Genomic DNA, 23,188 nt, shown 5'->3' on the forward strand with positions numbered 1-23,188 from the left:
AAAAGTATCGTAAAGAGTCAAACTTGGATACACCGGTTTGACAAATACGCAATGAGCGGAGAAAGAGAAAATGGCGATTGGAATTGGCGTGGTTGGTTGCGGAATGATTGCTGGATTTCACGCAAAGGCGATCGCCGACGCGAACGGGGCCGAATTGATCGGCGGTGTCGATCGTAGTCCTGATTTGGCAAAGAACTTTGCTGAAAAGAACGGGTGCAAAGCCTACAATACCCTGGCCGAGATGCTGGCCGATCCAGCGATTGATGCGGTTTCAATCTGCACCCCCAGCGGCGTTCATATGGACCCGGCCGTTGAGGCGGCACAAGCGGGTAAGCATGTCTTCGTCGAAAAACCGCTGGAAATCACCACCGAACGCTGCGACAAGATTATCCAGGCCTGCGAAAAATCGGACGTACGGCTAGCGGTCACCTTTCAAAGCCGTTTCCACAAATCGAGTCAAATCGTCAAAAAAGCGGTCGATGAAGGGCGCTTCGGAACGATCACCATGGGTGACGCCTACGTGAAATGGTTCCGCACCCAAGAGTATTATGACAGCGGGGCTTGGCGTGGCACTTGGGCTCTCGATGGCGGCGGGGCGCTGATGAACCAAGCGGTCCATAGCGTCGATCTTTTGCTATGGTTGATGGGCGATGTCAAGGAAATCAGCGCGATGACAACGACCGCGACGCACGAGCGAATCGAGGTTGAGGATATCGCCGTCGCAACGCTGCGGTTCGCCAACGGTGCGCTCGGGGTGATTGAAGCGACGACAACCGCTTTTCCAGGGACGCTCAAACGGATTGAAATCAGCGGTAGTCTCGGGACCGCGATCATCGAAGAAGAAGATATCAAAATGTGGCAATTCGCTCACGAGCACGAAAACGATCAACACATCCGAGACACAATGATCGGTAAAACGGAGACCGGTGGTGGTGCGGCGGATCCGTCGGCCATCGGGCACCACGGTCACACAATGTTGTTCGAAGAGTTTGTCGCCGCGATCGATGAAAAACGCGCTCCCGCAATCGATGGCCATGAGGGCCGACGCAGTATCGAAGTGATCGAAGCGATCTACCAGAGTGCAAAAAGCGGGCAAGTGATTGAACTTTAGTCGCCTGTCATGGATAAGAACCAGCGTTGTGTCGTGGATTTTGTTAGAGATCCACATGTGCCAGGATCTTTAACAAGATCCACTACCTGACCAATTCACAGTAATCGGGTCGCTCGGCAGCGGTTTGGTGCCGGAATGATTTGACGATCTTGTCTCCAAAAATCACGAACGCTCCAGGCATCTGGAAGCCATCACCACCGAGTTTGCCCACCCCATGACGGTTGACAATCGCAACCCAAAAACCTCGCCACCAGACCGAGGGCCCCAACAATTCTCGCACCGCGCCGCGGCGTAAGTGATAACTGCGATAGAGCTTGCGAGTCGGGTCACTGATGCGGTCGACATCACCAAGCGAGTAGCTGGTGAAATACTTATGCGTTTCTGCGTTTTCGGCGCCCATGTGGACGAGCACGATATTGGCAGATTGCTCAATCTTGTCTCGACGAACCTCAATGTCGGCCAACGCTTCGCGGCAAAACGTACACCCGCTGTGACGCAAAAATACCAATAGCGCTGGTCGGTCACGATTCAGTTCGCTTAGCGTCTTGCCATGCTGAGATAAAAACGCTTGGTTGGCTTCGGCAATCGTCATCGGCACGCTATCCTCCATCGGTGCACTGTCGTTACGCATTGCGGCCAGCAAGATGCCAGCAAATGGAATGATCCAGATCAAATCGTTGCTCAAGCTGAGCCACAACCATTCGCCCGGCAACCGGCCTGGGGTGGACGGATCGATCATCAGCACGTTCCAAAGCATCCCAATCGGGCCAAAAAGCTTGCCCAAAAAACCAACCAAAACGATGGGCCAATGCCTTAGTGGGTCGAACGCCGCAATCCCATAGCCGATTCCGTAAACACCAACGATCATCCCAACGCATTGCCAAATGCCTGGATACAAAGGTGTGGCGATGCCAGTTAATTCGAACAGCTGATCGGGAAACAATACCACCCAACCGCCCCAACACAAATTGTAGCTCGCTGCGGCAATCAGCACCCATTTCATCCAAGGTCGGTAGGATTCGGTTTGCATGGATGTGAAGCTCGATTAGGAAGTGTCTGGCCGAAGGCTTTCGTCCCTAGCCCGGATGAATCATCCGGGCTAGCGCATTCCGAACGCACCGTTATAAAGGCTTCGCTTGCTTGTTTTGGGAACAGCAATCGGCGATGGATTGATGTCGAACGGGATCATAGCTGCATGGTTTGCTGCAATCCCTTTTTGGCCCATCGGTCGAGCGTAACGCTCATTGAACGCACGATATTTTTCAATCGTTTGGCGCACATCGCGGGCGTATTCGAAACGCTTGTCGGGCAGTTCGCGTCCTAGCACGTCGAAACTACCTACGGTCACCAACGATCGCGTGCGATCATGAAATTGGTACGCTTCGACTCCGTCGCTTCGTAGTTTTTTCACCATTTTGTCTGCGTCGGCAGCGAACTTGTCCAAGCGTTTCCCGCTGGGCTCAAATTCTTTCTCTTTGTGACCATCGACAATCGTTCCCAAACCTTCAAAGGTAGCAACGACAACCGTGTATTTTCCTGGACAGGTCAACAAGTTGTATTCCTTGCCTTCATTCAGCTGACGAACAAATGAATCCACCTGAGGTGCATTGAAGTACTCTTCCGGCAGCATTGGGTTTCGCGTCACGAACGCATTAGCCATCGGTCCGAGCGTTTTGTCACGGCGAATGGACAATAGTTTGCGGCTCATCGCTTTCACACTGGTCACCGGATTGATACCACTGGTCTCCTTTGCTATTTCTTCTTTGTCTTGAAAGACCGGCAATTTTGCCGTTTTTAGAATTTGCAAATCATGATCAATACTCTCATTCTCGACACGATCGTATTCACCGACGAGTACCGCGTAGGCCTCGTACTGATAAGGGTTCGCATACCGTTGGTGGCGTGATCGGCGGTCCGTGTCGACCGTACCCGTAAAATCGAATTTTTCGCGGTAAATAAATGCGGGTAATCCCAGTTCACTGCGAATTTCTAAGGCCAATCGATGGGCGCGATCCCGAGCTCCCTCACCCACACAAGTCGAAGCCAAGATCAACCACGGCCCATCTTCTAGCGTCAGTTCGTAATCCGCGTCTACGTCCGCTTCAACACTCGGTGTCGACCGGAACATACGAAGCAGATCGGGTGGTCCCGCATCCACGGAGTCGCTGAAGCACGCTCCGCAAACCGCAACAGCGAGTAAGGAGGAGAAAACAAATTTTGGTAACCACGAAGGGTGACGTGACGTTGAGAGCATTTGTCTTTTCCAGTCTAGGAAAGAAGGATCTTCTTGTAAGAAGTCACTGATTAACAAAAATGACCTCGTGGTGAAAAGAGCGGTAACCAGGGATTTTTTCTGAAAAGGGCACACCAAAACGCTAGCGAGTTCAATTGAGGTCGTATCGGCTTGAATGCTGTATAGGCAGGGAGTCACAACTTGGTAGCCACCCGTCGTCTTCTCCGCCGAGACAAGCTCGACGGAAGGAAGTTTCATGCGACGACATCGGCGATAGCCTGGACTCCAACGGCTCAACCGCGAATCAGGTCCACGAGCGTTTGTAGGGCATTGGTTAATTGGCGTCCTTTGCGGAAAGCAGCGACCACGTTGACTTGACCCAATTGGTGCGCCAGTGAGCGGGTTTTGACCGCTCGAGTTAAATGCCCCGCCGCATGGCTGGCGATGATGCCGACCCCTAGACCCGCTCGGACGCAAGCGATCGTGATCGCACTGTTGTCGGTCTCCGCTACGATTCGCAGAGGATAGCTGAGCCCCAAACGAAAATGTGCCTGCTCGAACTGCTGACGCCCGATCGTTTGTGAGCTACCCACAATCAACGGCTCGCCTTGAAGGTCTTCAAGCGTCAACTGGGAATGACGAATCAAGCGGTGACGCGGCGGCAAAGCAGCCAAGTACTCAAGCGGGTACAAGGATTGATAATCGATCCCCTCCGCAATCAAATTCTTTGGGGGTTCAATTAGCAATGCCAAATCAGCGTGCCCGTCGAGTATGAGTCGCTGGGCCGTCGCATTGTCGGCGGTTCGTAAACGCATGGTCGCATTTGGGTACTCCTTCTGGAATCGAGCTAGGGGCGTACCGAGCTCTTCCATCATCATCCGCGATCCGGTTACCAAGCGGATGTGTGTCGCGGATTGGTCGGCTTGTTCTGCTAAACGGTCAAAGGTTGATGCGACATTGGCCAACAACGGGCGCAGCATTTCGTAAAGTGCGTCACCGCTAAGGGTGGAAACGATACTGCGACCCGAACGCGCAAACAATTTGGTTTGATAAATTTTCTCGAGCGTTTTTACCTGTTCCCAAATGGTCGGCGTGGCCAAACCAAGTTCCTCTGCGGCACCTGCATAGCTACCATGCTCATAGACACGACAAAACGTACTAATTTGCTGGATTGTCAACGAATCGGCTCGAAGGTGATTCAGCTCTGGCATCGTTCATTAGGTAGTTTCGAATGAAAGAACGATATTATACAATGGAACCGCTGACTTGTCGCTGTTACATTCTAGCCTGGATGATTTATTAGTCACGGTTGCAACAATGCACTTCCTTCCTTTGCAAGGCCTACCGGATGCGAATTCCCGCGCGAGCGATTTTGGTTGCGGCAACGTTCATGTTGTCCGTATTGCTGTACGTTGATCGCGTCTGCATCTCGGCAGCCAAACAGGACGTGACACGTGATTTGTCGCTCAGCGATCAACAGATGGGCTGGGTCTTTGCCGCCTTCTCGCTCGGCTATGCGTTGTTCCAAACCCCCGCCGGTTCCCTTGCGGATCGCTTTGGTCCACGGCGTGTTTTGGCAAGCATTGTGGCCATTTGGTCTGTCTTTACAGGACTGACGGCGGCAGCCGGTTCCTTGGCGTCAATGCTCGTCATCCGATTTTTATTCGGCGCGGGCGAGGCAGGTGCGTTTCCAGGCATGGCACGGGCGATGTACTCGTGGATTCCCATGCAGGAACGGGGACTGGTCCAGGGGATCAATTTCTCCGGATCAAGGATTGGTGCTGCCGTAACGTTGCCGCTCGTCGCCGGTTTGATTGCCCAATTTGGTTGGCGTCCAACGTTTGTAATCTTGATGATTGTCGGGTTCATTTGGTCCGTTGCTTGGTTGCTTTACTTTCGCGATGACCCCGCGGACGCAAAATGGCTTAGTGAGAGGGAGAGTGAATACATTTTGGCCAATCGGCAAAGCGACTCGCCAGTAACGAATCCGGCATCGGACCCGGCATCGAATCCGGCATCGGATTCATTGACGACGCCAGCGACCGATGCCGAGTCTTTGCTGAAAACGATCCTTCGCTCGGGCAATGTTCGTGCTTTGTGTTTGCAGTACTTCGCTTCTAACTTTATTTTCTTCTTCGGTTTGACGTGGTTTTTCCCACAATTGATGACGCGTTATGGATTGACTGGGATGCAGGCCAGTTTGTTTACCGCGGTGCCGATGATGTTTGGCGCGTTTGGCAATTGGGCGGCCGGTTGGTGGGTCGATCGTTTGTACTCTCAAGACAAATGGCGTTTGTCACGTCGATTGCCTGCAGCAACCGGCTTTGCGTTGGCGGGAATCGGGATCGTCGGCAGCGCCTATGCATCCACGCCACTATCGTCGTCGATGTGGTTTAGTTTGTGCATCTTTGGTGCCGACATGACGCTGTCCCCCTCCTGGAGCACGTGCGTGGATATTGGGAAATCGCGGGCGGGTGTGGTCTCGGGGATGATGAATATGGCCGGAAACGTTGGCGCCTTCGTCACGTCGCTTGCGTTTCCTTATCTGCTGGAGTGGACCGGTTCTCCACTTCCCTTTTTCTACATCGCGGCAGTATTAAACTTGCTCGCGATTGGCATGTGGTTTCGTATCGATCCGACCGTGCCGCTACAGGAGTCTGCTTGATGAATGCTTCGCTTGAATCACCTTCGCCGTCAATCGAAAACCAGCGAGAACCAGCGAACCGGCGCGGGTTGTTGATCGGGGCAGGCTACTTTAGCGATTTCCATTTGGATGCTTGGCAACGGTGTAAACGGGCGAACATCGTGGCGGTTTGCGATCTGGATGCAACCAAGGCAAACGCCGCTGCGAAAAAATACGGCATCGAGCGATCCGTGACCGACATCGCCGAAGCTCTCGCTTTGCCCGACATCGATTTCATTGATGTTGCGACGGGACCGACAAACCGATTCGAATTGATTCAGCAAGTCGTGCCACGCCGATTACCAATCATTTGCCAGAAACCTTTGGCAAACGACTTTGCCGAGGCAACCAAGATTTTGGATCGGGTGCGATCGGCCGATGCCCCATTCATGGTTCACGAAAACTTTCGTTTCCAGCCTTGGTATCGTGAAATCAAGCGATTGCTCGCTAAAGGGGTAATCGGTCACCGAGTACACACGATGACGATGCGAACACGGATGGGAGACGGTTGGGGGCCAGACGCCTATCTAGGTCGTCAACCTTATTTCCGTACGATGCCGCGATTGCTGATCCACGAAACGGGTGTGCATTTTATCGACACCTTTCGATTTTTGGCTGGCGAAGTGACCGAGTGTTCCGCAACAACCCGCCGCATCAATGACGTCATTGTCGGCGAGGATGCTTGCGTGTTGACGCTGCAAATGGAAAAGGGAGTGACGGCGATCTGGGATGCAAATCGCTACAACGAATTCAGTGGTAGCGATGCCGGTCACGATCCGAGATACACGTTTGGTCAGTTCCAAGTCGAGGCCGATGGAGGCACGATTTCGTTGGCAACCGATGGAACGATCACGATTGATCCACTCGGAAAGCCAGCGTACCAACACGCCTACACGCCTTCGCGGCATGGCTTTGCAGGCGATTGTGTGCTGGCATGCCAAGAGCATTTCTTAGACGTTCTCGATAACCGAGTCGCCTGCGAAACCTCGGCGGATGAATACCAAAAAACGCTGTTAGTGGTCGAAGCGGCCTACGAATCGGCACAACGTCATCGACCCGTTGTTAGCCGTTTTGGCATTAGCCATAGCGCCGATGATCTTGATGTGAAAACCGGAGCTAACGCCCAAACGACTCAGGAAAGCGGTGCTGCTCGGCTTGGCCGCGTGATTGACCTCACTCGCCCATTGACGAGCACCGTGCCTGGCGTTCAGGTGGAACCGTGCAAAACGATCGAGAAGGACGGTTGGAATGCGACGACGCTGTCCCTCTATTCGCACTGCGGCACGCACATCGATGCACCACGGCATTTTCTACCAAACGGTAAAACGCTCGATGCCCTCGATTTGTCGGTCTGCTCGGGTGCGGCCCGGTTGGTGAATCTGGCTGATACCCCCCCGCGCCACTTGATCTCCGTTGCCGATGTCATCGACTCGATCGGCGACGTTTTCCCAGACGATCGTTTGATTTTTCGAACGGATTGGCATCGTCGTTTCGGCACCTCTGCCTACCGTGACGAGCTACCACGAATCTCGATCGAGTTGGCACATTGGCTTGTTGAGAAACAAGTGGCGCTGATCGGAGTCGAGCCACCTTCCGTTGCGGATGTCAACAACAAGGTCGAATTGACCGACGTGCATCAAACACTGTTTCGTGGTGGAGTCACGATCGTAGAAGGCTTGGTCAATTTAGATCAACTACCACCATCCGAGTTTCAATTCATCGCGGTTCCTCTGAACATCGTTGGCGGTGATGGGTGTCCCGTACGCGCGATCGCAATCGTGAACGACGAGGTATCGGGATGACGTCGCAGAGACTCGGATGTATTGCAGACGATTACACCGGAGCGACCGATTTATGTTCGATGCTAGTTCGTAGCGGGCGTCGAGTGGTTCAGTGCTTCGGGGTTCCCGAATTGGCTAGCGGCCAGAACCTGAGTGATGCGGATGCCGTTGTGGTGGCGCTGAAGTCACGGTCGATTCCCGCGCCGGAAGCGGTTGACGAATCGTTGTCGGCACTACGGTTTCTTCAATCATGGGGTGGGGATCGATTTTTCTTCAAGTACTGCTCGACCTTTGATTCAACCAAGCAAGGCAATATCGGACCCGTTGCTGACGCATTGGGCACCGCACTTGACGTGGACCGGTTGATGTTCTGTCCGGCCTTTCCTGAGAATGGACGCACCGTTCACTGCGGTCATTTGTTTGTCGACGGCGTGCCACTCAGCGAAAGCGGGATGCGTAACCATCCGCTCAACCCGATGACTGACAGTAACCTCGTGCGAGTCTTGCAGGCTCAGACATCTCATTCGGTCGGTTGGCTCTCGACTCACGGCAAATCTGCCAATCCGAATGCATCGCGGATCATTGTTGATGCGATCACGGATGATGATCTGCGTGCCGTTGCTGATATCGCCAGCTCGGAGCGGTTGTTAACGGGTGGTTCTGCAATCGCTCGCTACTGGGCCGACGCCGCCCAAATCCGCTGCTCTGGCGGACCGACGGAGACACGATCGACGGATCACGACAAGGGTCCCTGCGTAATACTGGCGGGCAGTTGTTCCGATGCGACTCGCACACAGGTCGCCGAGTTTGAGCAAACGCATCCGGTTTTGCACCTCAACGTTGCCGATACCGCCAACATCGAATCAATCGCTGGCATGGCACTGAAATGGTGTTCAAATCATTGGAATCGCCAAGGCGATCAGCCGCCCGTGGTTTTGATCAGTTCGGCTGAGAATTCGCAAGCGGTCGATGCGGCTCGCCAGCAGTGGGGCGAGCGAGAGGCGGCCGAGAGAACCGAAGCGATTTTCGCATTGATCTCCGTTGGCCTCCGAGAGCAAGGGATCACGCGTCTCATCGTCGCTGGCGGTGAAACCTCTGGAACGGTCGTCGCTGCGCTGAAGATTCCCGCTGTACGGATTGGACGCGAGATCGCACCCGGCGTGCCATGGGTAACCTCGATCGGCGAGCCTACCATTTCGTTGGCTTTAAAATCTGGCAATTTTGGTGGCAAGAGTTTCTTCTTCGATGCACTGGAGACATCCCCATGAGTGAAACTGAACTTCGCGAACGGATGGCCGAACATGGCCGATCGCTATATGAGCGTGGCTTGACGGCCGGCAGTTCCGGCAACATCAGCGTCCGATTGCCCGATGGCATCTTGGTAACGCCAACCAATTGCTGTTTGGGTAGACTCGATCCCGATGAAATCTCGAGGTTGGACTCGGTCGGAAATCTGCTCTCGGGCAAACGACCCTCGAAAGAGTCGTTTTTGCATTTGGCGTATTACAACGCGCGTTCAAAGGAACAAGCCGTCGTCCATTTGCATTCGACATGGTCGGTTGCTGTCAGTTGTTTGGCAGACATCGATCCTGAGAACGTCATCCCTCCAATCACGGCTTACTTTGTAATGCGAGTGGGAAAACTACCACTCGTTCCATTCTTTCCACCTGGTGATGAGCAATTGGCTGAAGCCGTCGCATCGGTAGCCAAGTCATCGCGAGGTGCGTTGTTGGCTAACCACGGCCCCGTCATTGGGGCAACCGACTTGGATCAAGCCGTGTATGCAATCGAAGAACTAGAGGAAACAGCCAAGTTGTTCTTAATGCTTCGCGGTTTACCGACTCGATACCTTACCGACGAACAGGCTGGGAAACTGTAGAGTCTCTTGATTCTCACTCAGGCCGCCCAACGGATGGATCGAACCGATTACGAATCGGCGTCAACATCATCAACGCGTAAGAATCCGTTATTGATTGTCAAGACTCGCCCAGCAATCTGTGCGACGAGGACTTGATTGACCCTTGCCGTTTCCTATTTCGCCGAAACAAACCCGTACGCCTCGAATACTTTCGTGGCATCGTCCGATTCTAGATACTCGTAAAACTCTCTCGCCGATGGATTCATAGCCACACGTTTTAGCAGTAGCAAAGGATAGACGATGGCTTCGTGCGATTGAGGATCAAATTCGTAAACCACTTCGACGTCGGTAGCACCTATTACGTCGCTTGCATAGACAATCCCTGCTTCCGCTTCGCCTCGCTGCACATAAGTCAGTGTCACTCGTGCATCGCTGCCGCGTGCGAATTTGTTTTCGTGTGTTAGCTGTTCGTACATCCCAAGCTTTAGCAAAGCCTGTTCCGCGTACATTCCGACGGGCACATTTTCCCCGGCGATTGCAACTCGGTGAATGTTGTTCGCCATCAAATCGCTCGGTTGTTTGACGTTTGCTGGGTTTCCTTTGCGCACTATCAACACGATACGATTGGTCAGTAGATTGGTGCTCTCTTCGACAGGCTCGGATTGAACAATTGCATCGGCCCATTGCTGATTCGCTGAAACAAAAACATCCACCGGAGCCCCCGTGACAATTTGGCGAGCAAGATTATTGGACGGCCCGCTACTAATGACGACGCCGACTCCCGTTCGCAGTTCAAATTGGTACGCGATCTGTTTGATCGCCTCGTTCGTACTTGCGGCCACTAGCACCATGATCTCGTTGCCTTCGGACCGGTTCGTTTCCGCTAGGTCACACCCAAGAGCGAGTAGACAGAAAATCGCAACCATCGCACCCGCAAAACATCGTTTCACTGCTGTCATCGAATCAGATGCTCATCGCTAGGTTGTGTCAGAATGGGACGTCAGAATGGGACGGTGGCAACATGTCTATTTCACCGCTTCAAAGCAAATCAAGTGCCGACATCAGCCTCTCGGCACACGACTTGCCACGACAATGAGAGCCTACGCTTTATGAGTGATTTGTATCGCGGGTCAAGTAGATCTAGGCAACTGCGAATTCACTGCCGTCGATGCGATTTTGCTCGGTTTTGTTGGGTTTCTCAATTCGACGCGAATGACCGTCCGCGACACTCTGTCAATATTCCTCAGAAACTCTTGCTATGGAAGTGCTTACAAATTGCGCAGGTGAAGATTGTCCGATGCACGATGATTTGGCAAGTGCCGTATCATGCGCGGAACTTCGCTATCGACGCGAAGCCGAACGCAAAGCCTTGCTCCAAATCGCTCGTTTGCTCTCCGAGCGACCGGGACAAAACCAAACCCTTTTGGAAATCGTCGCTTGTATCGAAGAACATTTAGGGATGATACATGTCACGGTGATGATGGTTTCCGTCGATGGGCTGCGTCTCGAACTCGAAGCCACCAAGGAGCCAAGCACGAGAAACCACACAAAATTGGCGTATGAACGAGGTGAGGGCGTCATCGGCCGAGTCCAGCAATCCGGTCAAGCTGAAATTGTTAGTCCCATTGGGGACGACCCAAATTTTCGCAATCGGATTCACCAACGCACGCCACAACATCTCGACGCACACGCATTCATCTGCGTTCCCATTTCTGTCGAAGGTGAAGCGTTCGGTACGCTATCGGCGGACGTTCTGTCCCGAGATGAAGATGAGTTGCGAGGCGCAGCAGAGACACTCGGCATCGTCGCTAGCATGATCGCATACGATGTCAACGGCCGGCGAACCCGTCGGCTCGAGCGTGAAATGTTGGAACTGCAAAATCTAGAGCTGCGAGATTCCCTGGGTGAGCGGTTTCGCCCGGGCAACATGATTGGCAGCTCGAGTCCGATGCGACAGCTCTACACCCAAATTCAACAGGTTTCGTCAAGCGACACAACGGTATTAATTCGCGGCGAATCGGGAACGGGGAAAGAATTGGTTGCGACCGCGATTCACTGCACCAGCAGCCGAGCAAAGAAACCAATCATCAAAGTGAACTGCGCGGCGCTCAACGAAAACCTGCTTGAAAGTGAACTATTCGGACACGAAAAGGGATCCTTCACGGGAGCTGTCCAGAAGCGAAATGGTCGCATCGAAGAGGCCGAAGGCGGGACATTGTTCCTCGATGAGGTGGGTGAATTTTCGCCGATCATCCAAGTAAAGCTATTGCGAGTATTACAGGAACGCCAATATGAACGCGTGGGTAGTAGTGTCACGCGCGACGCCAACGTCAGGATTGTCGCGGCAACCAATCGGGACTTAGAGGAAGCGGTCCGCGCCGGACGGTTTCGCCAAGATTTGTACTATCGAATCAATGTTTTCCCCATTCATTTGCCGCCACTTCGCAAGCGTCCTGACGATATCCTGCTATTGGCCAATCACTTCGTCGCCAAATTTTCCAAGCAAATGGGTCGACCGATCAAACGAATCAGTACACCCGCGATCAATACTTTGATGATGTACCATTGGCCCGGCAATGTTCGCGAACTTGAAAACTGCATCGAACACGCCGTGCTACTAGCGCGAGAAGGAGTGATTCACAGTCACAATTTTCCACCCACGATCCGAATGCCGGACGATAAGACCACCAGCACAGCGGTATGTTTTTCGTTAAGCACGCGAGTCCGTGCGCTCGAACGCGACATGATCAGTGATGCCCTAAAGCGATCGGAGGGCAACATGGCCGCCGCGGCTCGAGAGCTAGGGATCAGCTCAAGAATGATTCGGTACAAGGTGCAAAATTTGGGGATCGATTGGAACTCAGAGGCATAACGTTGCGGCAAATCCTCCGCTCGATTGCTTAAGTGGCTTCAAAAACAATTTCTAGCAACCAAGCAACAATATTGTCGCTTCTCTGCTTTCGGCCGACAATTATGTCACTTTGCTTTGGTGGGCTGGTCTTGGGAGCCGTGTCTTCCGCAAACAAGATCAATCGCAAGTTTCTAGCCCTTAGCGTTTTCACACCACGCAGCAAGGCTACATTCCTGTCGCTTTCTCTCTCTGCTTGCCATCGTAGCATACGGAGCTGACGCCGAGAAAAGCCAAGAATTCCCAACTTCATTGGCATGGCACTGGCGCTCGACGTTTCCTTGAAAAAACACGTCTCTGATGCAATGACTTGCGTTTGCGTAACGATCGATTGGCGTATCCCCAAACACTTTTGGTACGACCTTCGCTTGACCAACACGATCATGCTCTGCAAGACGCGTTGCTCTTGCGACGCGAAATTTCCAGATACAAAAAGGGAACAAGACGATGCGTAAGATCGCAATTTATGGCAAAGGTGGAATCGGCAAATCAACGACGACTCAAAACACGGTCGCCGCTCTGGCTGAAATGGGAAAGAAGGTAATGGTCGTCGGGTGTGATCCAAAAGCGGACTCCACCCGACTACTACTTCACGGGCTATCTCAAAAGAGCGTCCTCGATACGCTTCGCGAAGAAGGCGAGGACGTTGAACTCGAAGACATCCGCCGTGAAGGTTTCGGAAAATGCTTGTGCGTCGAATCCGGTGGCCCAGAACCGGGTGTTGGTTGTGCCGGTCGTGGCATCATCACTTCGATCAATATGCTTGAACAACTTGGTGCGTACGAAGAAAGCGAAAACCTCGACTACTCGTTCTACGACGTCCTTGGCGACGTGGTTTGTGGTGGATTTGCGATGCCGATTCGTGAAGGCAAGGCGCAAGAAATCTACATCGTTTGCTCAGGGGAAATGATGGCAATGTACGCGGCTAACAACATCTGCAAAGGGATTATGAAGTTTGCGGAGTCGGGTGGCGTGCGTCTCGGTGGTTTGATTTGCAACAGCCGAAATGTTGACAACGAGAGGGAAATGATCGAAGAGTTCGCCAAGAAGCTCGGCACACAAATGATCCATTTTGTTCCTCGCGACAACGATGTCCAACGAGCGGAAATCCGCAAGATGACGGTGATCGATTGGAATTCGACTTGCCCCCAAGCGGACGAGTACCGAGCGCTCGCGGCCAATATTGATGCGAACAAGATGTTCGTCGTTCCAAAGCCATTGCAAGTCGAACAACTCGAAGAGTTGCTTATGGAATTCGGATTGTTAGAAGGCGTTGCCTAGCAAGGCAGTCTCACTCTCGTTAGCCGTTTAGGCGTTAGTCCCGGTTCTCACGACCAACAAACCAGAACCGTGGCTAGCGGGCTGTCGATTTAATCGTTTAACGATTAGCCGAAGGCGTCAGCTTTTTCATAAGCGGTCGCCTATGGCTTGGCGTTAAACAATCAGTCGAGTCAAACCGATTAAATCGACAGCCCGCTAGCGCCAAAACGGCTAACAAGACATTCATCACTTCAAACTCTAGGGAGCGACCATCGTGTCCAGCAAACCGATCCATACACCTGACCTTAGCACGCCGAGCGAACCGTTTGCGGTGGAAGCTCTGACGGCCGACCAAATCAAAGGCGAACTGACGCGGCAATACCCAGCCAAAGTCAAACGCAAACGCGACAAGCAAATCGTCTTGAACGAGAAAACGAAGAACCAAGATGGTAGTCTGACGCTGCCTGTCATCAACGCCAACACGCGAACGTCGCCCGGCATCATCACCCAGCGTGGGTGTACCTACGCCGGGTGCAAGGGTGTCATCATGGGGCCGACCCGTGACATCATCAATATCACGCACGGCCCGATCGGCTGTGGTTTCTACTCGTGGTTGACTCGACGGAATCAAACCAAGCCACCGACCGAAGAGCACGACAACTACATCCCGTATTCGTTCTCAACCGACATGCAGGATGAAAACATCATCTTCGGTGGCGAAAAGAAACTGAAGGCGGCGATTCAAGAAGCCTATGACATGTTTCACCCTAAAGCGATTGCTGTCTTCGCAACCTGTCCGGTCGGACTGATTGGTGACGACGTCCACCAGGCTTGCCGCGAAATGAAGCGAGAATTGGTGGATTGCAATGTCTTCGCCTTTTCATGTGAAGGTTACAAAGGGGTCAGCCAATCCGCGGGCCATCACATCGCCAACAACGGCGTTTTTCAACACATGGTTGGCAACCAAACCAAAGAGCCAAAGGGCAAGTTCAAAATCAACCTGTTGGGCGAGTACAACATTGGCGGCGACGCCTTCGTTCTCGAAGAGATGTTTGAAAAGTGTGGCATCACGCTCTTGTCTACCTTCAGCGGCAACTCGACGGTCGAACAATTCGAAAGATCGCACTGGGCCGAACTTAATTGTGTGATGTGTCACCGCTCGATTAACTATGTCGCGGATATGATCGAGAAGAAGTACGGAGCACCCTGGATCAAGGTAAACTTCATCGGGGCGAAAGCCACGGCGAAGAGTCTGCGCAAGATCGCTGAGTTCTTTAATGATGCTGATTTGACGGAGCGAGTCGAGAACTTTATCACCGCTGAGTACCCGGCTGTACTCAAAGCCCAAGCGGAGGTTCTGCCGCGAACCGAAGGCAAACGAGCGATGTTGTTTGTCGGCGGTAGTCGAGCCCATTCCTATCAAGAATTGTTTAAGGAAATCGGCATGAAGACGATTGCCGCGGGATACGAGTTCGCTCACCGCGACGACTACGAAGGCCGCAAGGTCTTGCCAGACATCAAGGTCGATGCGGATAGTCGTAACATCGAGGAGTTGACGGTCGAACGAGACGAAAAACTGTACCGTGAACCAAAGACCAACGCGGATCTGGAGTCACTCCAGAAACGAGATTTCTTCGAGAATTACCAAGGGATGATGGCCGACATGGGCGAGAAAGCGATGATCATCGACGACGTCAGCCACCACGAAGCGGAGAAGTTGATCGAGATGTGCCAGCCCGACATTTTCTGTGCTGGCATCAAAGAGAAGTACGCCGTTCAAAAACTCGGCGTGCCGTGCAAACAACTTCACAGCTACGACTACGGCGGACCCTATGCCGGGTTCCAAGGTGCAGTGCGGTTCTACCAGGACATTGATCGCATGGTGAACAGCAAGGTGAAGGACATGATCAAGGCTCCATGGGAGTGAACGCACCGAGTGTAGTGGATCTTGTTAAAGATCCTTTCACCGCACCGAGTGTCGTGGATCTTGTTAAAGATCCTTTCACGCGGAGGATCTTTAACAAGATCCACTACCGCCTTGCCGTAGATCGAGACTTTCAAATCATAAAACATAGGAACAAACAAAAATGGCACTTTTACGACATACCACTGACGACGTCGTCGAACGTCAAGCTCTTACGGTCAACCCTGCAAAAACTTGCCAACCGATCGGAGCGATGTATGCAGCTCTTGGCATCAACCGTTGTTTGCCCCACAGTCACGGCTCACAAGGCTGTTGCTCGTACCACCGCAGTACGCTAAGCCGTCACTACAAAGAACCGGCAATGGCGGCAACCAGTTCGTTCACCGAAGGCTCATCGGTCTTCGGAGGTCAAGCGAACTTGTTGCAAGCCCTCAACACTATCTTTTCGGTCTACGACCCCGATGTGGTTGCGGTCCATACGACTTGCTTGTCCGAAACAATCGGCGACGACATCCCGCAAATCGCCGACGCCGCAGTGGCCAAAGGATTCGTTCCCGAAGGCAAATGTGTGATCCACTGCAACACGCCAAGCTACGTGGGATCGCATACCACGGGGTTTGCCAACATGACCAAGGCGATGGTCGATTACTTTTCCACTTCGACCAGCGAAGACAAGATCGCTGATCAAATCAACATCATTCCTGGTTGGGTCGAACCAGCGGACATGGGCGAAATCAAACGACTCGTCAAGATGATGAGCCTCAAGGGGATAACGTTTCCCGATACGTCCGGTGTTCTCGATGCACCGCTGACTGCCGAATACAACATGTATCCCAAAGGCGGAGCGACGATTGAGCAACTCGAAGCGACCGGGGATTCTGCGGGCACGATCGCACTCGGTCCGATCTGTTCTGGCCCCGCCGCCGAAGCACTTCAAAACAAATGCCAGGTGCCTCAGAACACGTTGCCGTTACCGATCGGTCTGCGTGCAACCGACATGTTTATCCAAACGCTCCGCAAATACAACGGCGGCAACGTGCCAGCGGAAATCACGGCCGAACGTGGTCGGCTGGTCGATTTGGTTTCAGATATGTCGCAGTACTTTTACGGCAAAACGGTTGCTCTTTGGGGCGATCCGGATCAACTGGTTTCTTTGACCCAATTCCTTGTTGATCTGGACATGCGACCCAAGTACATCATTACGGGGACACCCGGCAAAGCGTTCTTACGTCGGATCGGTGAAGTGTTGGGCGACGGTGTTAAAGACGTGATTGTCAAACAGGGGGCACAAGCCGACATGCTCTACATTCATCAACTGATCAAGCGAGAGAGGGTTGATTTGTTGATTGGCAACACTTACGGCAAGTACATCAGCCGCGATGAGGACATCCCGTTGATTCGCCACGGATTCCCAATCCTCGATCGTATTGGGCATCAGTATTTCCCCACGGCGGGATACCGCGGCGCGATGCGATTGTGTGAAAAGATTCTCGATGCATTTCTCGATCGTCAAGACCGCGACGCACCCGAAGAGAGTTTTGAGCTGACGATGTAGCTTGTGATGAATAAAATTGCGGATGCAAGATAAAACCATGACCACCACCGACATCCTTGAAGGCCGTAAGGCGCATATCCACGAAAAGGGTGCTGTTCCATTCAACATCGCCTGCGAAAAGCAGAGCGTTGCCGGATCGGTCAGCCAACGTGCCTGCGTCTTCTGTGGATCACGAGTCGTATTGTACCCGATTGCCGATGCGTTGCATGTCATCCACGGTCCGATCGGATGTGCAGCGTACACTTGGGACATTCGAGGTGCATGGTCGAGCGGCCCGCAATTGCATCGAATGAGTTTCTCAACCGACTTGCAGGAGAAGGATGTCATCTATGGCGGTGAGAAGAAGCTGTATCAAGCTCTCGTCGAACTGATCGAACATTATCGCCCCAAAGCTGCGTTCATTTACAGTACTTGTATCGTCGGTTTGATCGGTGATGACGTCGAAGCCATTTGTCGCCGTATCTCAGCGGAAACCGGCGTCGAAACGATCCCTGTTCATTCCGAAGGATTCAAAGGATCGAAAAAGGACGGCTATTCGGCGGCCTGCAACGCATTGAATCAACTCGTCGGAACAGGCGACACGAATGGCATAAGTCCTCTGTCGATCAACATTCTTGGCGACTTCAACATCGCCGGTGAAACCTGGGTCATTAAAGATTATTACGAAAGAATGGGCGTGGAGGTGGTCGCAACGATAACCGGCGACGGGCGAGTCGATGACATCCGCCGCTGCCACGGTGCGGCATTGAACGTTGTGCAGTGTTCTGGATCGATGACTCAGCTTGCAACAATGATGAAAGAGAAATACGGCATTCCCATCATTCGGGCTTCCTACTTCGGCATCGAAGACATGAGCAAGGCGTTGTACGACGTCGCCGAATATTTGAATGACAAAACGGTCATGAGAAACACACAGAACTTGGTCCGTGATGAAGTCTCGAAACTCGTTCCTCAGCTTCGCAAATACAAGAAAGACTTGAAAGGAAAACGGGCCGCCGTTTACACAGGAGGAGCGTTCAAGGCTTTGTCGATGATCCGCTCCCTTCGCACTCTGGGCATGAAGACGGTGATCGCCGGGTCACAGACCGGAAACCAACAAGACTACGCACGCCTGCAAGAACTCAGCGATGAAGGGACGATCATCCTGGACGACACCAACCCGCTTGAGTTGGCAAAGTTCCTCGAAGAAAAGAAGGCGGACTTGCTGATCGGTGGCGTAAAGGAACGTCCAATCGCTTACAAACTCGGGCTCGGATTTTGTGACCACAACCACGAACGCAAAATCGGTCTGGCTGGTTTCGAGGGGATGTTGAACTTTGCCAAGGAGGTTCACGGAACCGTGACCAGTCCGGTTTGGAAATTAGCGGCACTCCACCGCAAAGATGTGTGGTCGGCTACAAGCCGCCAACACAGGCAAGGAGACGAATCATGATCGCGGCACTTCCGGTTTCTGAGCACTTCACAGCGACTCGTAACGCTTGCAAACTTTGCACACCACTCGGGGCTTGCTTAGCGTTCAGCGGAATCGAAGGAGCGATGCCGTTCCTACACGGTTCGCAAGGTTGTTCGACGTACATTCGCCGCTACATGATTAGCCACTTTCGCGAACCGATGGACATCGCGTCGTCGAACTTCGGCGAGCACACCGCGATCTTCGGCGGTGGCAAGAACATCCGATTGGGGTTAGCGAATGTGATTGAAGGCTACCACCCGACGATGATCGGCATTGCGACAACATGCCTATCCGAAACAATCGGTGACGACGTCAAAATGTTTCTGCATGAGTTCCGCAAGGATCACCAAGGCGAGGCACTTCCGCATTTGGTGCACGTCGCGACACCCAGCTACACAGGAACTCATGCGACGGGTTATCACGACGCCATCCGCGCGATCGTGGACGTGCTCGCTCAGCCTGGGCCTACGATCAAAGGTGTCGTGAACCTGATTCCTGGGATGCTTTCGCCAGCCGATTTGCGCTGGTTGAAAGACGTCGTTACCGATTTCGGACTCCAGCCTATTTTGCTGCCCGACTATTCGGATCGACTTGATGGCGGAACGTGGTCTGAATACAAGAAGTTGCCGCCTGGCGGAACAACAATCCAACAAGCCGCGCGGATGGGACAAGCCGAAGCAACGTTGGAGTTTGGGTTTACGACCAACGAGGCAACCAGTGCCGGAACGCTGCTTGAGAAAAAATTCGGGGTTCCTTGTTCTCACATGGGCGTTCCGATGGGCGTCGCTCTGTCGGATGCCTTGTTCGACAAACTATCGCAAATTAGCGGTCGCCCGGTTCCGGTGAAATACCAGGGCCGTCGTGGGCGGTTGATTGATTCGTTCATCGACGCACACAAGTATGTGATCAACAAACGAGTGGTCGTGTTCGGGGAAGAGGACTTGGTCGTCGGCATGACCGCGATGATGGCCGAGGTGGGACTCAAACCCGTGCTTTGCTCATCAGGCGGCAAGAGCAAGAAACTGGGCGAATCGATTCGCGCGGTTGCACCGGAGATTGCGGACGATTGCGAGATTCACGAAGGGGTCGATTTTGAAGAGATCGCAGAACATGCGAAACAGCTCGAACCTGATTTGCTGGTCGGCAACAGCAAAGGATACAAGCTGGCTCGCGAGTTGAACGTGCCACTGATGCGAGTCGGTTTTCCGATCCATGATCGCATCGGCGGGGCGCGAGTGTTGCACGTCGGTTACGACGGAGCACAAACTCGCTTCGATTCGATCGCCAACGGTTTGCTGGAAATGCGTCAGCACGATTCGGACGTTGGATTTACCTATTTTTAACTCGGAGAATAAATCGACATGACCATTGACACCTCATTGCACCCTTGCTTTAGCCCGAGTGCGAAGCACAAGTTCGGACGGGTTCATTTGCCTGTCGCTCCGAAGTGCAATATTAGTTGCAACTTTTGCAATCGCAAGTTCGACTGTGCCAACGAAAGTCGCCCGGGCGTCACCAGCACAGTGCTCTCTCCTGCTCAATCGGTTGCCTATTTGAATAAAGTCAAAGCATTAGTCGAATGTCCGATTACTGTCGTCGGCATCGCTGGACCAGGCGACCCGTTCGCCAACCCGGATGAGACGATGGAGACGCTGCGGTTGGCTCGTGAATCGGACCCGAACATCATCCTGTGCATCGCCTCGAACGGTTTGAACTTGGAACCTTATGTCGAGGAATTAGCGGAACTAAAAACAAGTCATGTGACCGTTACCGTCAATGCAGTTGACCCGAAGATTGGTGCAAAAATCTATCGTTGGATTCGTCCTCAGCCAAACCGAGTCTATCGGGGCGAGGACGGTGCGAAGTATCTGCTCGATTGCCAACGTGCATCGATCACTGCCCTGAAACGATGCGGAATCACGGTAAAAATTAACACGATCGTGATGCCGGGGGTGAACGATCATCACATTACCGAGATCACCAAAGCGATGGCCGAGCTTGGGGTGGATGTTCAGAACTGTATGGCACTCGTGCCCGTCCAAGGAACGCCGTTTGAGGATTTGGATGCACCGGATCCGAAGTTGATGATGGAAATTCGCAAAGACATTCGCCAAGTGCTACCGCAAATGTCGCATTGTGCTAGGTGTCGAGCCGACGCGGTGGGACTTCTCGGGGAAGCGAATTCGGATTTGATTCAAGAAGCGTTAATCGAAGCGGCCACCCGTCCGCTAAATCCAACCGACGAGCGGCCTTGTGTTGCCGTCGCTTCACTCGAAGGGATGTTGGTAAACCAGCATCTTGGGGAGTCTGAACAATTATGGATATTCGAGCGAACGGACGATGGCGAGTTCGAGATGACCGAGACACGACCGACGCCGCTTCCAGGAAGTGGATCACGACGTTGGTCTGAACTTGCCGAACGATTGAGCGATTGCCGCGCGGTGCTTGCGGCACACGCGGGTCCATCGCCCAAGACAGCACTCGCGAAAGCAGGTATCCGGGTGATGGTTGCCGAGGGACTAATCGACGAGGCACTTGAATGGGTCTACGCAGGCCAAAAACCTCGAATGCCACTGCGAGTCAAGGAACCGGGGGCGGGCTGTGACAGCGACGGCGTCGGTTGCGGACCCTGCAGCGGGCCAGGGACGGGGTGCGGCTAAAAGGGTTGGTGTGCAGACTTTGGCCGCCGTCTGCACGTGTGTTTGAAAGGCGGCTGAAGCCTGGACTCCGACTCAAGGAACTAACAATGGAAAAACCACAGTATCACATTCTTGTTTGCAGTAGTGCACGCGCTAGTGGTGAGCTGAAGGGTGTTTGTCACAAGAAAGGCGCATCAGATTTGCCGCAGTATCTCGAGAACGAAATACTTGATCGCGGGATTGATGCATTGGTCTCGACGACCAGTTGTTTCAAGGTGTGCAACAAAGGCCCAGTGCTAACCGTCTATCCCAACGGATGGTGGTATGGCGAAATCGATGAAGAGAAAATCGACGAAATTCTCGATTCACTCGAAGAGGACAAACCGGCCGAAGCTCTGTTAATGGCATGATGCAACATTCTCTGACAGCCTTTATTGGAGTCTAGACGCTAGCCGATTCCAGCACCGTCGGAACGATTGGAAATCCTAAACATGAACAACGAACTTTACCTTATCGACAGCACGCTTCGTGATGGCGAACAACGTGCGGACGTTGCGTTTACTCATGGGCAACGTGAAACCATTGCGTTGATGCTCAACTCGCTCGGCATCGCTGAAATCGAAGTCGGCACGCCCGCGGCGGGCCGCGATGAAATCGAATCGATTCGCCGCATCGTTTCGCTCGGTCTTGATTGCCGATTGACAGGTTGGTGTCGAGCCTTGTCCATGGACCTTGAGGCTGCTGAAAGTGCAAACCTCCGCTCCGTTCATTTCTCATTACCTGTTTCGCGCATCTTGCTTTCGACACTCGGTCGGGATCGGTCGTGGGTCTTTGGGCAACTAAGCCAATTGCTCGCCAATGCGCTGAATCGATTTGATTTTGTATCCGTCGGATTGCAAGACGCATCACGAACCGACACCCGTTTTCTAGTTGACTTGGCATGTAGCGCGGCCATCCATGGTGCCAACCGAGTTCGTATAGCGGACACCGTTGGCGTTTGGGATCCGCTAAGGACTTGGGCCGTCGTCGGCCGAGTTCGCGAAGCGGTTCCCGATATTCTGTTGGGTTTTCATGGTCACAACGACCTTGGGATGGCCACCGCCAATGCCTTGGCTGCCCTGCAAGCCGGTGCGGATTGCGTCGACGTCACGGTCAATGGACTCGGCGAACGTGCAGGCAACGCGGCACTTGAAGAAGTCGCGATGGCATTGAAAGTCATCTTGAAAGAAAACATCGGTTTAAGAACCAAGAAACTCGCTGAGCTGTGTGACTTTGTCGCTAGCGCCAGCGGCATTCCGATCGCGGCTCACAAACCAATTGTCGGCAAGCAAGTCTTTCGACATGAATCGGGAATCCATGTGCGCGCCATGCAGAAGGATCGTCGCAGTTATGAGCCCTTCGCTCCGTCGGAAGTCGGCCAGTCGGATTCGGTAACGGTGTTAGGAAAGCATTCCGGCCGCGCCGCGCTGCACCAAGCGTTTGCCGAATCAGGCATTGAGCTAAACACGTCACAAGCCGACCGATTGCTTGATGCGGTCCGCCAGCGATCGAGTGAGCTAGGTCGCTCGCTAACTCCCATCGAAGTGTTGCGACTGTACGAGACTTGATCCTGATGAGATAACAGGATTGGTTTAGCAAATTTCGATCCTGAGAACGTCATCCCTGACGCGATCGCCTCCGTCAGCAGTGCGGTGATTTGTCGCAAAGTAATGGAAATCATGCGATATCACCACTTCCTTATGTCGATTCGCTTTCGATCTTGGCGAGTTCTTCCTATGCTGAA

Annotated in this window: 18 protein-coding genes; 14 read left to right on the forward strand and 4 right to left on the reverse strand. The window is 53.1% G+C overall.

The features are described 5' to 3' along the window. Positions 1-70 precede the first annotated feature (70 nt). Entirely contained in the window at positions 71-1,111 is a 1,041-nt protein-coding gene (locus tag Q31b_RS01420) for a Gfo/Idh/MocA family protein (RefSeq protein ID WP_146597891.1), read from the forward strand. Between the two features lie 82 nt (positions 1,112-1,193). On the opposite strand, the gene Q31b_RS01425 is transcribed toward Q31b_RS01420, so the two are convergent. From Q31b_RS01425 to Q31b_RS01435, 3 genes are all read right to left on the reverse strand, one after another. After that, on the reverse strand, positions 1,194-2,141 hold the full coding sequence (locus Q31b_RS01425) for a SelL-related redox protein (protein WP_146597892.1): 948 nt from the start codon (positions 2,139-2,141) through the stop codon (positions 1,194-1,196). A gap of 69 nt (positions 2,142-2,210) precedes the next feature. Next, complete coding sequence (locus Q31b_RS01430) at positions 2,211-3,602, reverse strand: hypothetical protein (RefSeq protein WP_197170747.1); 1,392 nt, start codon at positions 3,600-3,602, stop codon at positions 2,211-2,213. A 35-nt stretch (positions 3,603-3,637) separates the two neighbouring features. Next, positions 3,638-4,555 carry a LysR family transcriptional regulator gene (locus Q31b_RS01435; RefSeq protein ID WP_146597893.1) on the reverse strand — a complete coding sequence of 306 codons (918 nt, stop codon included), beginning with the start codon at positions 4,553-4,555 and terminating at the stop codon, positions 3,638-3,640. Between the two features lie 137 nt (positions 4,556-4,692). On the opposite strand from Q31b_RS01435, the gene Q31b_RS01440 reads away from it, so the two are divergent. Genes Q31b_RS01440 through otnC form a run of 4 tightly spaced genes read left to right on the forward strand, consistent with a single transcriptional unit; the run spans position 4,693 to position 9,687 of the window. Beyond that, entirely contained in the window at positions 4,693-6,009 is a 1,317-nt protein-coding gene (locus Q31b_RS01440) for an MFS transporter (RefSeq protein ID WP_146597894.1), read from the forward strand. After that, a complete protein-coding gene (locus Q31b_RS28780) occupies positions 6,009-7,829 on the forward strand; it encodes a cyclase family protein (protein ID WP_231617219.1) in 1,821 nt (606 codons plus the stop codon). Before Q31b_RS01440 ends, Q31b_RS28780 begins: the two co-directional genes overlap by 1 nt. Next, the gene (otnK, locus tag Q31b_RS01455; RefSeq protein WP_146597895.1) at positions 7,826-9,076 is read left to right on the forward strand and encodes a 3-oxo-tetronate kinase; all 1,251 of its coding nucleotides are present in this window, start codon (positions 7,826-7,828) and stop codon (positions 9,074-9,076) included. Before Q31b_RS28780 ends, otnK begins: the two co-directional genes overlap by 4 nt. Continuing rightward, entirely contained in the window at positions 9,073-9,687 is a 615-nt protein-coding gene (gene otnC, locus Q31b_RS01460) for a 3-oxo-tetronate 4-phosphate decarboxylase (protein ID WP_146597896.1), read from the forward strand. Before otnK ends, otnC begins: the two co-directional genes overlap by 4 nt. A 152-nt stretch (positions 9,688-9,839) precedes the next feature. On the opposite strand, the gene modA is transcribed toward otnC, so the two are convergent. Beyond that, positions 9,840-10,616, reverse strand: coding sequence for a molybdate ABC transporter substrate-binding protein (gene modA, locus Q31b_RS01465; protein ID WP_197170749.1), 777 nt, complete (start codon positions 10,614-10,616; stop codon positions 9,840-9,842). 308 nt (positions 10,617-10,924) lie between these two features. Between modA and Q31b_RS01470 the strand changes: the two genes are divergently transcribed. The 9 genes from Q31b_RS01470 (at position 10,925) to Q31b_RS01510 (ending at position 23,012) form a co-directional block, all read left to right on the forward strand. Further along, a complete protein-coding gene (locus Q31b_RS01470; RefSeq protein ID WP_146597898.1) occupies positions 10,925-12,538 on the forward strand; it encodes a sigma-54-dependent Fis family transcriptional regulator in 1,614 nt (537 codons plus the stop codon). Between the two features lie 483 nt (positions 12,539-13,021). Further along, positions 13,022-13,855, forward strand: coding sequence for a nitrogenase iron protein (gene nifH, locus Q31b_RS01475; protein ID WP_146597899.1), 834 nt, complete (start codon positions 13,022-13,024; stop codon positions 13,853-13,855). A 253-nt stretch (positions 13,856-14,108) separates the two neighbouring features. Continuing rightward, the gene (locus Q31b_RS01480; protein ID WP_197170751.1) at positions 14,109-15,761 is read left to right on the forward strand and encodes a nitrogenase component I subunit alpha; all 1,653 of its coding nucleotides are present in this window, start codon (positions 14,109-14,111) and stop codon (positions 15,759-15,761) included. Positions 15,762-15,921: 160 nt separating this feature from the next. Next, positions 15,922-17,313, forward strand: a complete 1,392-nt coding sequence (locus Q31b_RS01485) for a nitrogenase component 1 (RefSeq protein ID WP_146597900.1) — start codon at positions 15,922-15,924, stop codon at positions 17,311-17,313. Positions 17,314-17,350: 37 nt separating this feature from the next. Then, positions 17,351-18,745 (forward strand): nitrogenase iron-molybdenum cofactor biosynthesis protein NifE, encoded by a 1,395-nt coding sequence (nifE, locus tag Q31b_RS01490; RefSeq protein ID WP_146598696.1) that lies wholly within the window; start codon positions 17,351-17,353, stop codon positions 18,743-18,745. Further along, entirely contained in the window at positions 18,742-20,109 is a 1,368-nt protein-coding gene (locus tag Q31b_RS01495; protein WP_146597901.1) for a nitrogenase component 1, read from the forward strand. Before nifE ends, Q31b_RS01495 begins: the two co-directional genes overlap by 4 nt. A gap of 18 nt (positions 20,110-20,127) precedes the next feature. Beyond that, entirely contained in the window at positions 20,128-21,426 is a 1,299-nt protein-coding gene (locus Q31b_RS01500; protein WP_146597902.1) for a radical SAM protein, read from the forward strand. An 86-nt stretch (positions 21,427-21,512) separates the two neighbouring features. Continuing rightward, a complete protein-coding gene (locus tag Q31b_RS01505) occupies positions 21,513-21,815 on the forward strand; it encodes a (2Fe-2S) ferredoxin domain-containing protein (protein ID WP_146597903.1) in 303 nt (100 codons plus the stop codon). A gap of 81 nt (positions 21,816-21,896) precedes the next feature. Next, on the forward strand, positions 21,897-23,012 hold the full coding sequence (locus tag Q31b_RS01510) for a homocitrate synthase/isopropylmalate synthase family protein (protein ID WP_146597904.1): 1,116 nt from the start codon (positions 21,897-21,899) through the stop codon (positions 23,010-23,012). Positions 23,013-23,188: the final 176 nt, after the last annotated feature.

It is taken from the genome of Novipirellula aureliae, from assembly GCF_007860185.1.
Lineage (GTDB): Bacteria > Planctomycetota > Planctomycetia > Pirellulales > Pirellulaceae > Novipirellula_A > Novipirellula_A aureliae.

Coding starts and splice junctions, on each gene's coding strand:
- Q31b_RS01420 (WP_146597891.1), top strand. CDS start 71: ATGGCGATTGGAATTGGCGTGGTTGGTTGCGGAATGATTGCTGGATTT.
- Q31b_RS01425 (WP_146597892.1), bottom strand. CDS start 2,141: ATGCAAACCGAATCCTACCGACCTTGGATGAAATGGGTGCTGATTGCC.
- Q31b_RS01430 (WP_197170747.1), bottom strand. CDS start 3,602: ATGAAACTTCCTTCCGTCGAGCTTGTCTCGGCGGAGAAGACGACGGGT.
- Q31b_RS01435 (WP_146597893.1), bottom strand. CDS start 4,555: ATGCCAGAGCTGAATCACCTTCGAGCCGATTCGTTGACAATCCAGCAA.
- Q31b_RS01440 (WP_146597894.1), top strand. CDS start 4,693: ATGCGAATTCCCGCGCGAGCGATTTTGGTTGCGGCAACGTTCATGTTG.
- Q31b_RS28780 (WP_231617219.1), top strand. CDS start 6,009: ATGAATGCTTCGCTTGAATCACCTTCGCCGTCAATCGAAAACCAGCGA.
- otnK (WP_146597895.1), top strand. CDS start 7,826: ATGACGTCGCAGAGACTCGGATGTATTGCAGACGATTACACCGGAGCG.
- otnC (WP_146597896.1), top strand. CDS start 9,073: ATGAGTGAAACTGAACTTCGCGAACGGATGGCCGAACATGGCCGATCG.
- Q31b_RS01470 (WP_146597898.1), top strand. CDS start 10,925: ATGGAAGTGCTTACAAATTGCGCAGGTGAAGATTGTCCGATGCACGAT.
- nifH (WP_146597899.1), top strand. CDS start 13,022: ATGCGTAAGATCGCAATTTATGGCAAAGGTGGAATCGGCAAATCAACG.
- Q31b_RS01485 (WP_146597900.1), top strand. CDS start 15,922: ATGGCACTTTTACGACATACCACTGACGACGTCGTCGAACGTCAAGCT.
- nifE (WP_146598696.1), top strand. CDS start 17,351: ATGACCACCACCGACATCCTTGAAGGCCGTAAGGCGCATATCCACGAA.
- Q31b_RS01495 (WP_146597901.1), top strand. CDS start 18,742: ATGATCGCGGCACTTCCGGTTTCTGAGCACTTCACAGCGACTCGTAAC.
- Q31b_RS01500 (WP_146597902.1), top strand. CDS start 20,128: ATGACCATTGACACCTCATTGCACCCTTGCTTTAGCCCGAGTGCGAAG.
- Q31b_RS01505 (WP_146597903.1), top strand. CDS start 21,513: ATGGAAAAACCACAGTATCACATTCTTGTTTGCAGTAGTGCACGCGCT.
- Q31b_RS01510 (WP_146597904.1), top strand. CDS start 21,897: ATGAACAACGAACTTTACCTTATCGACAGCACGCTTCGTGATGGCGAA.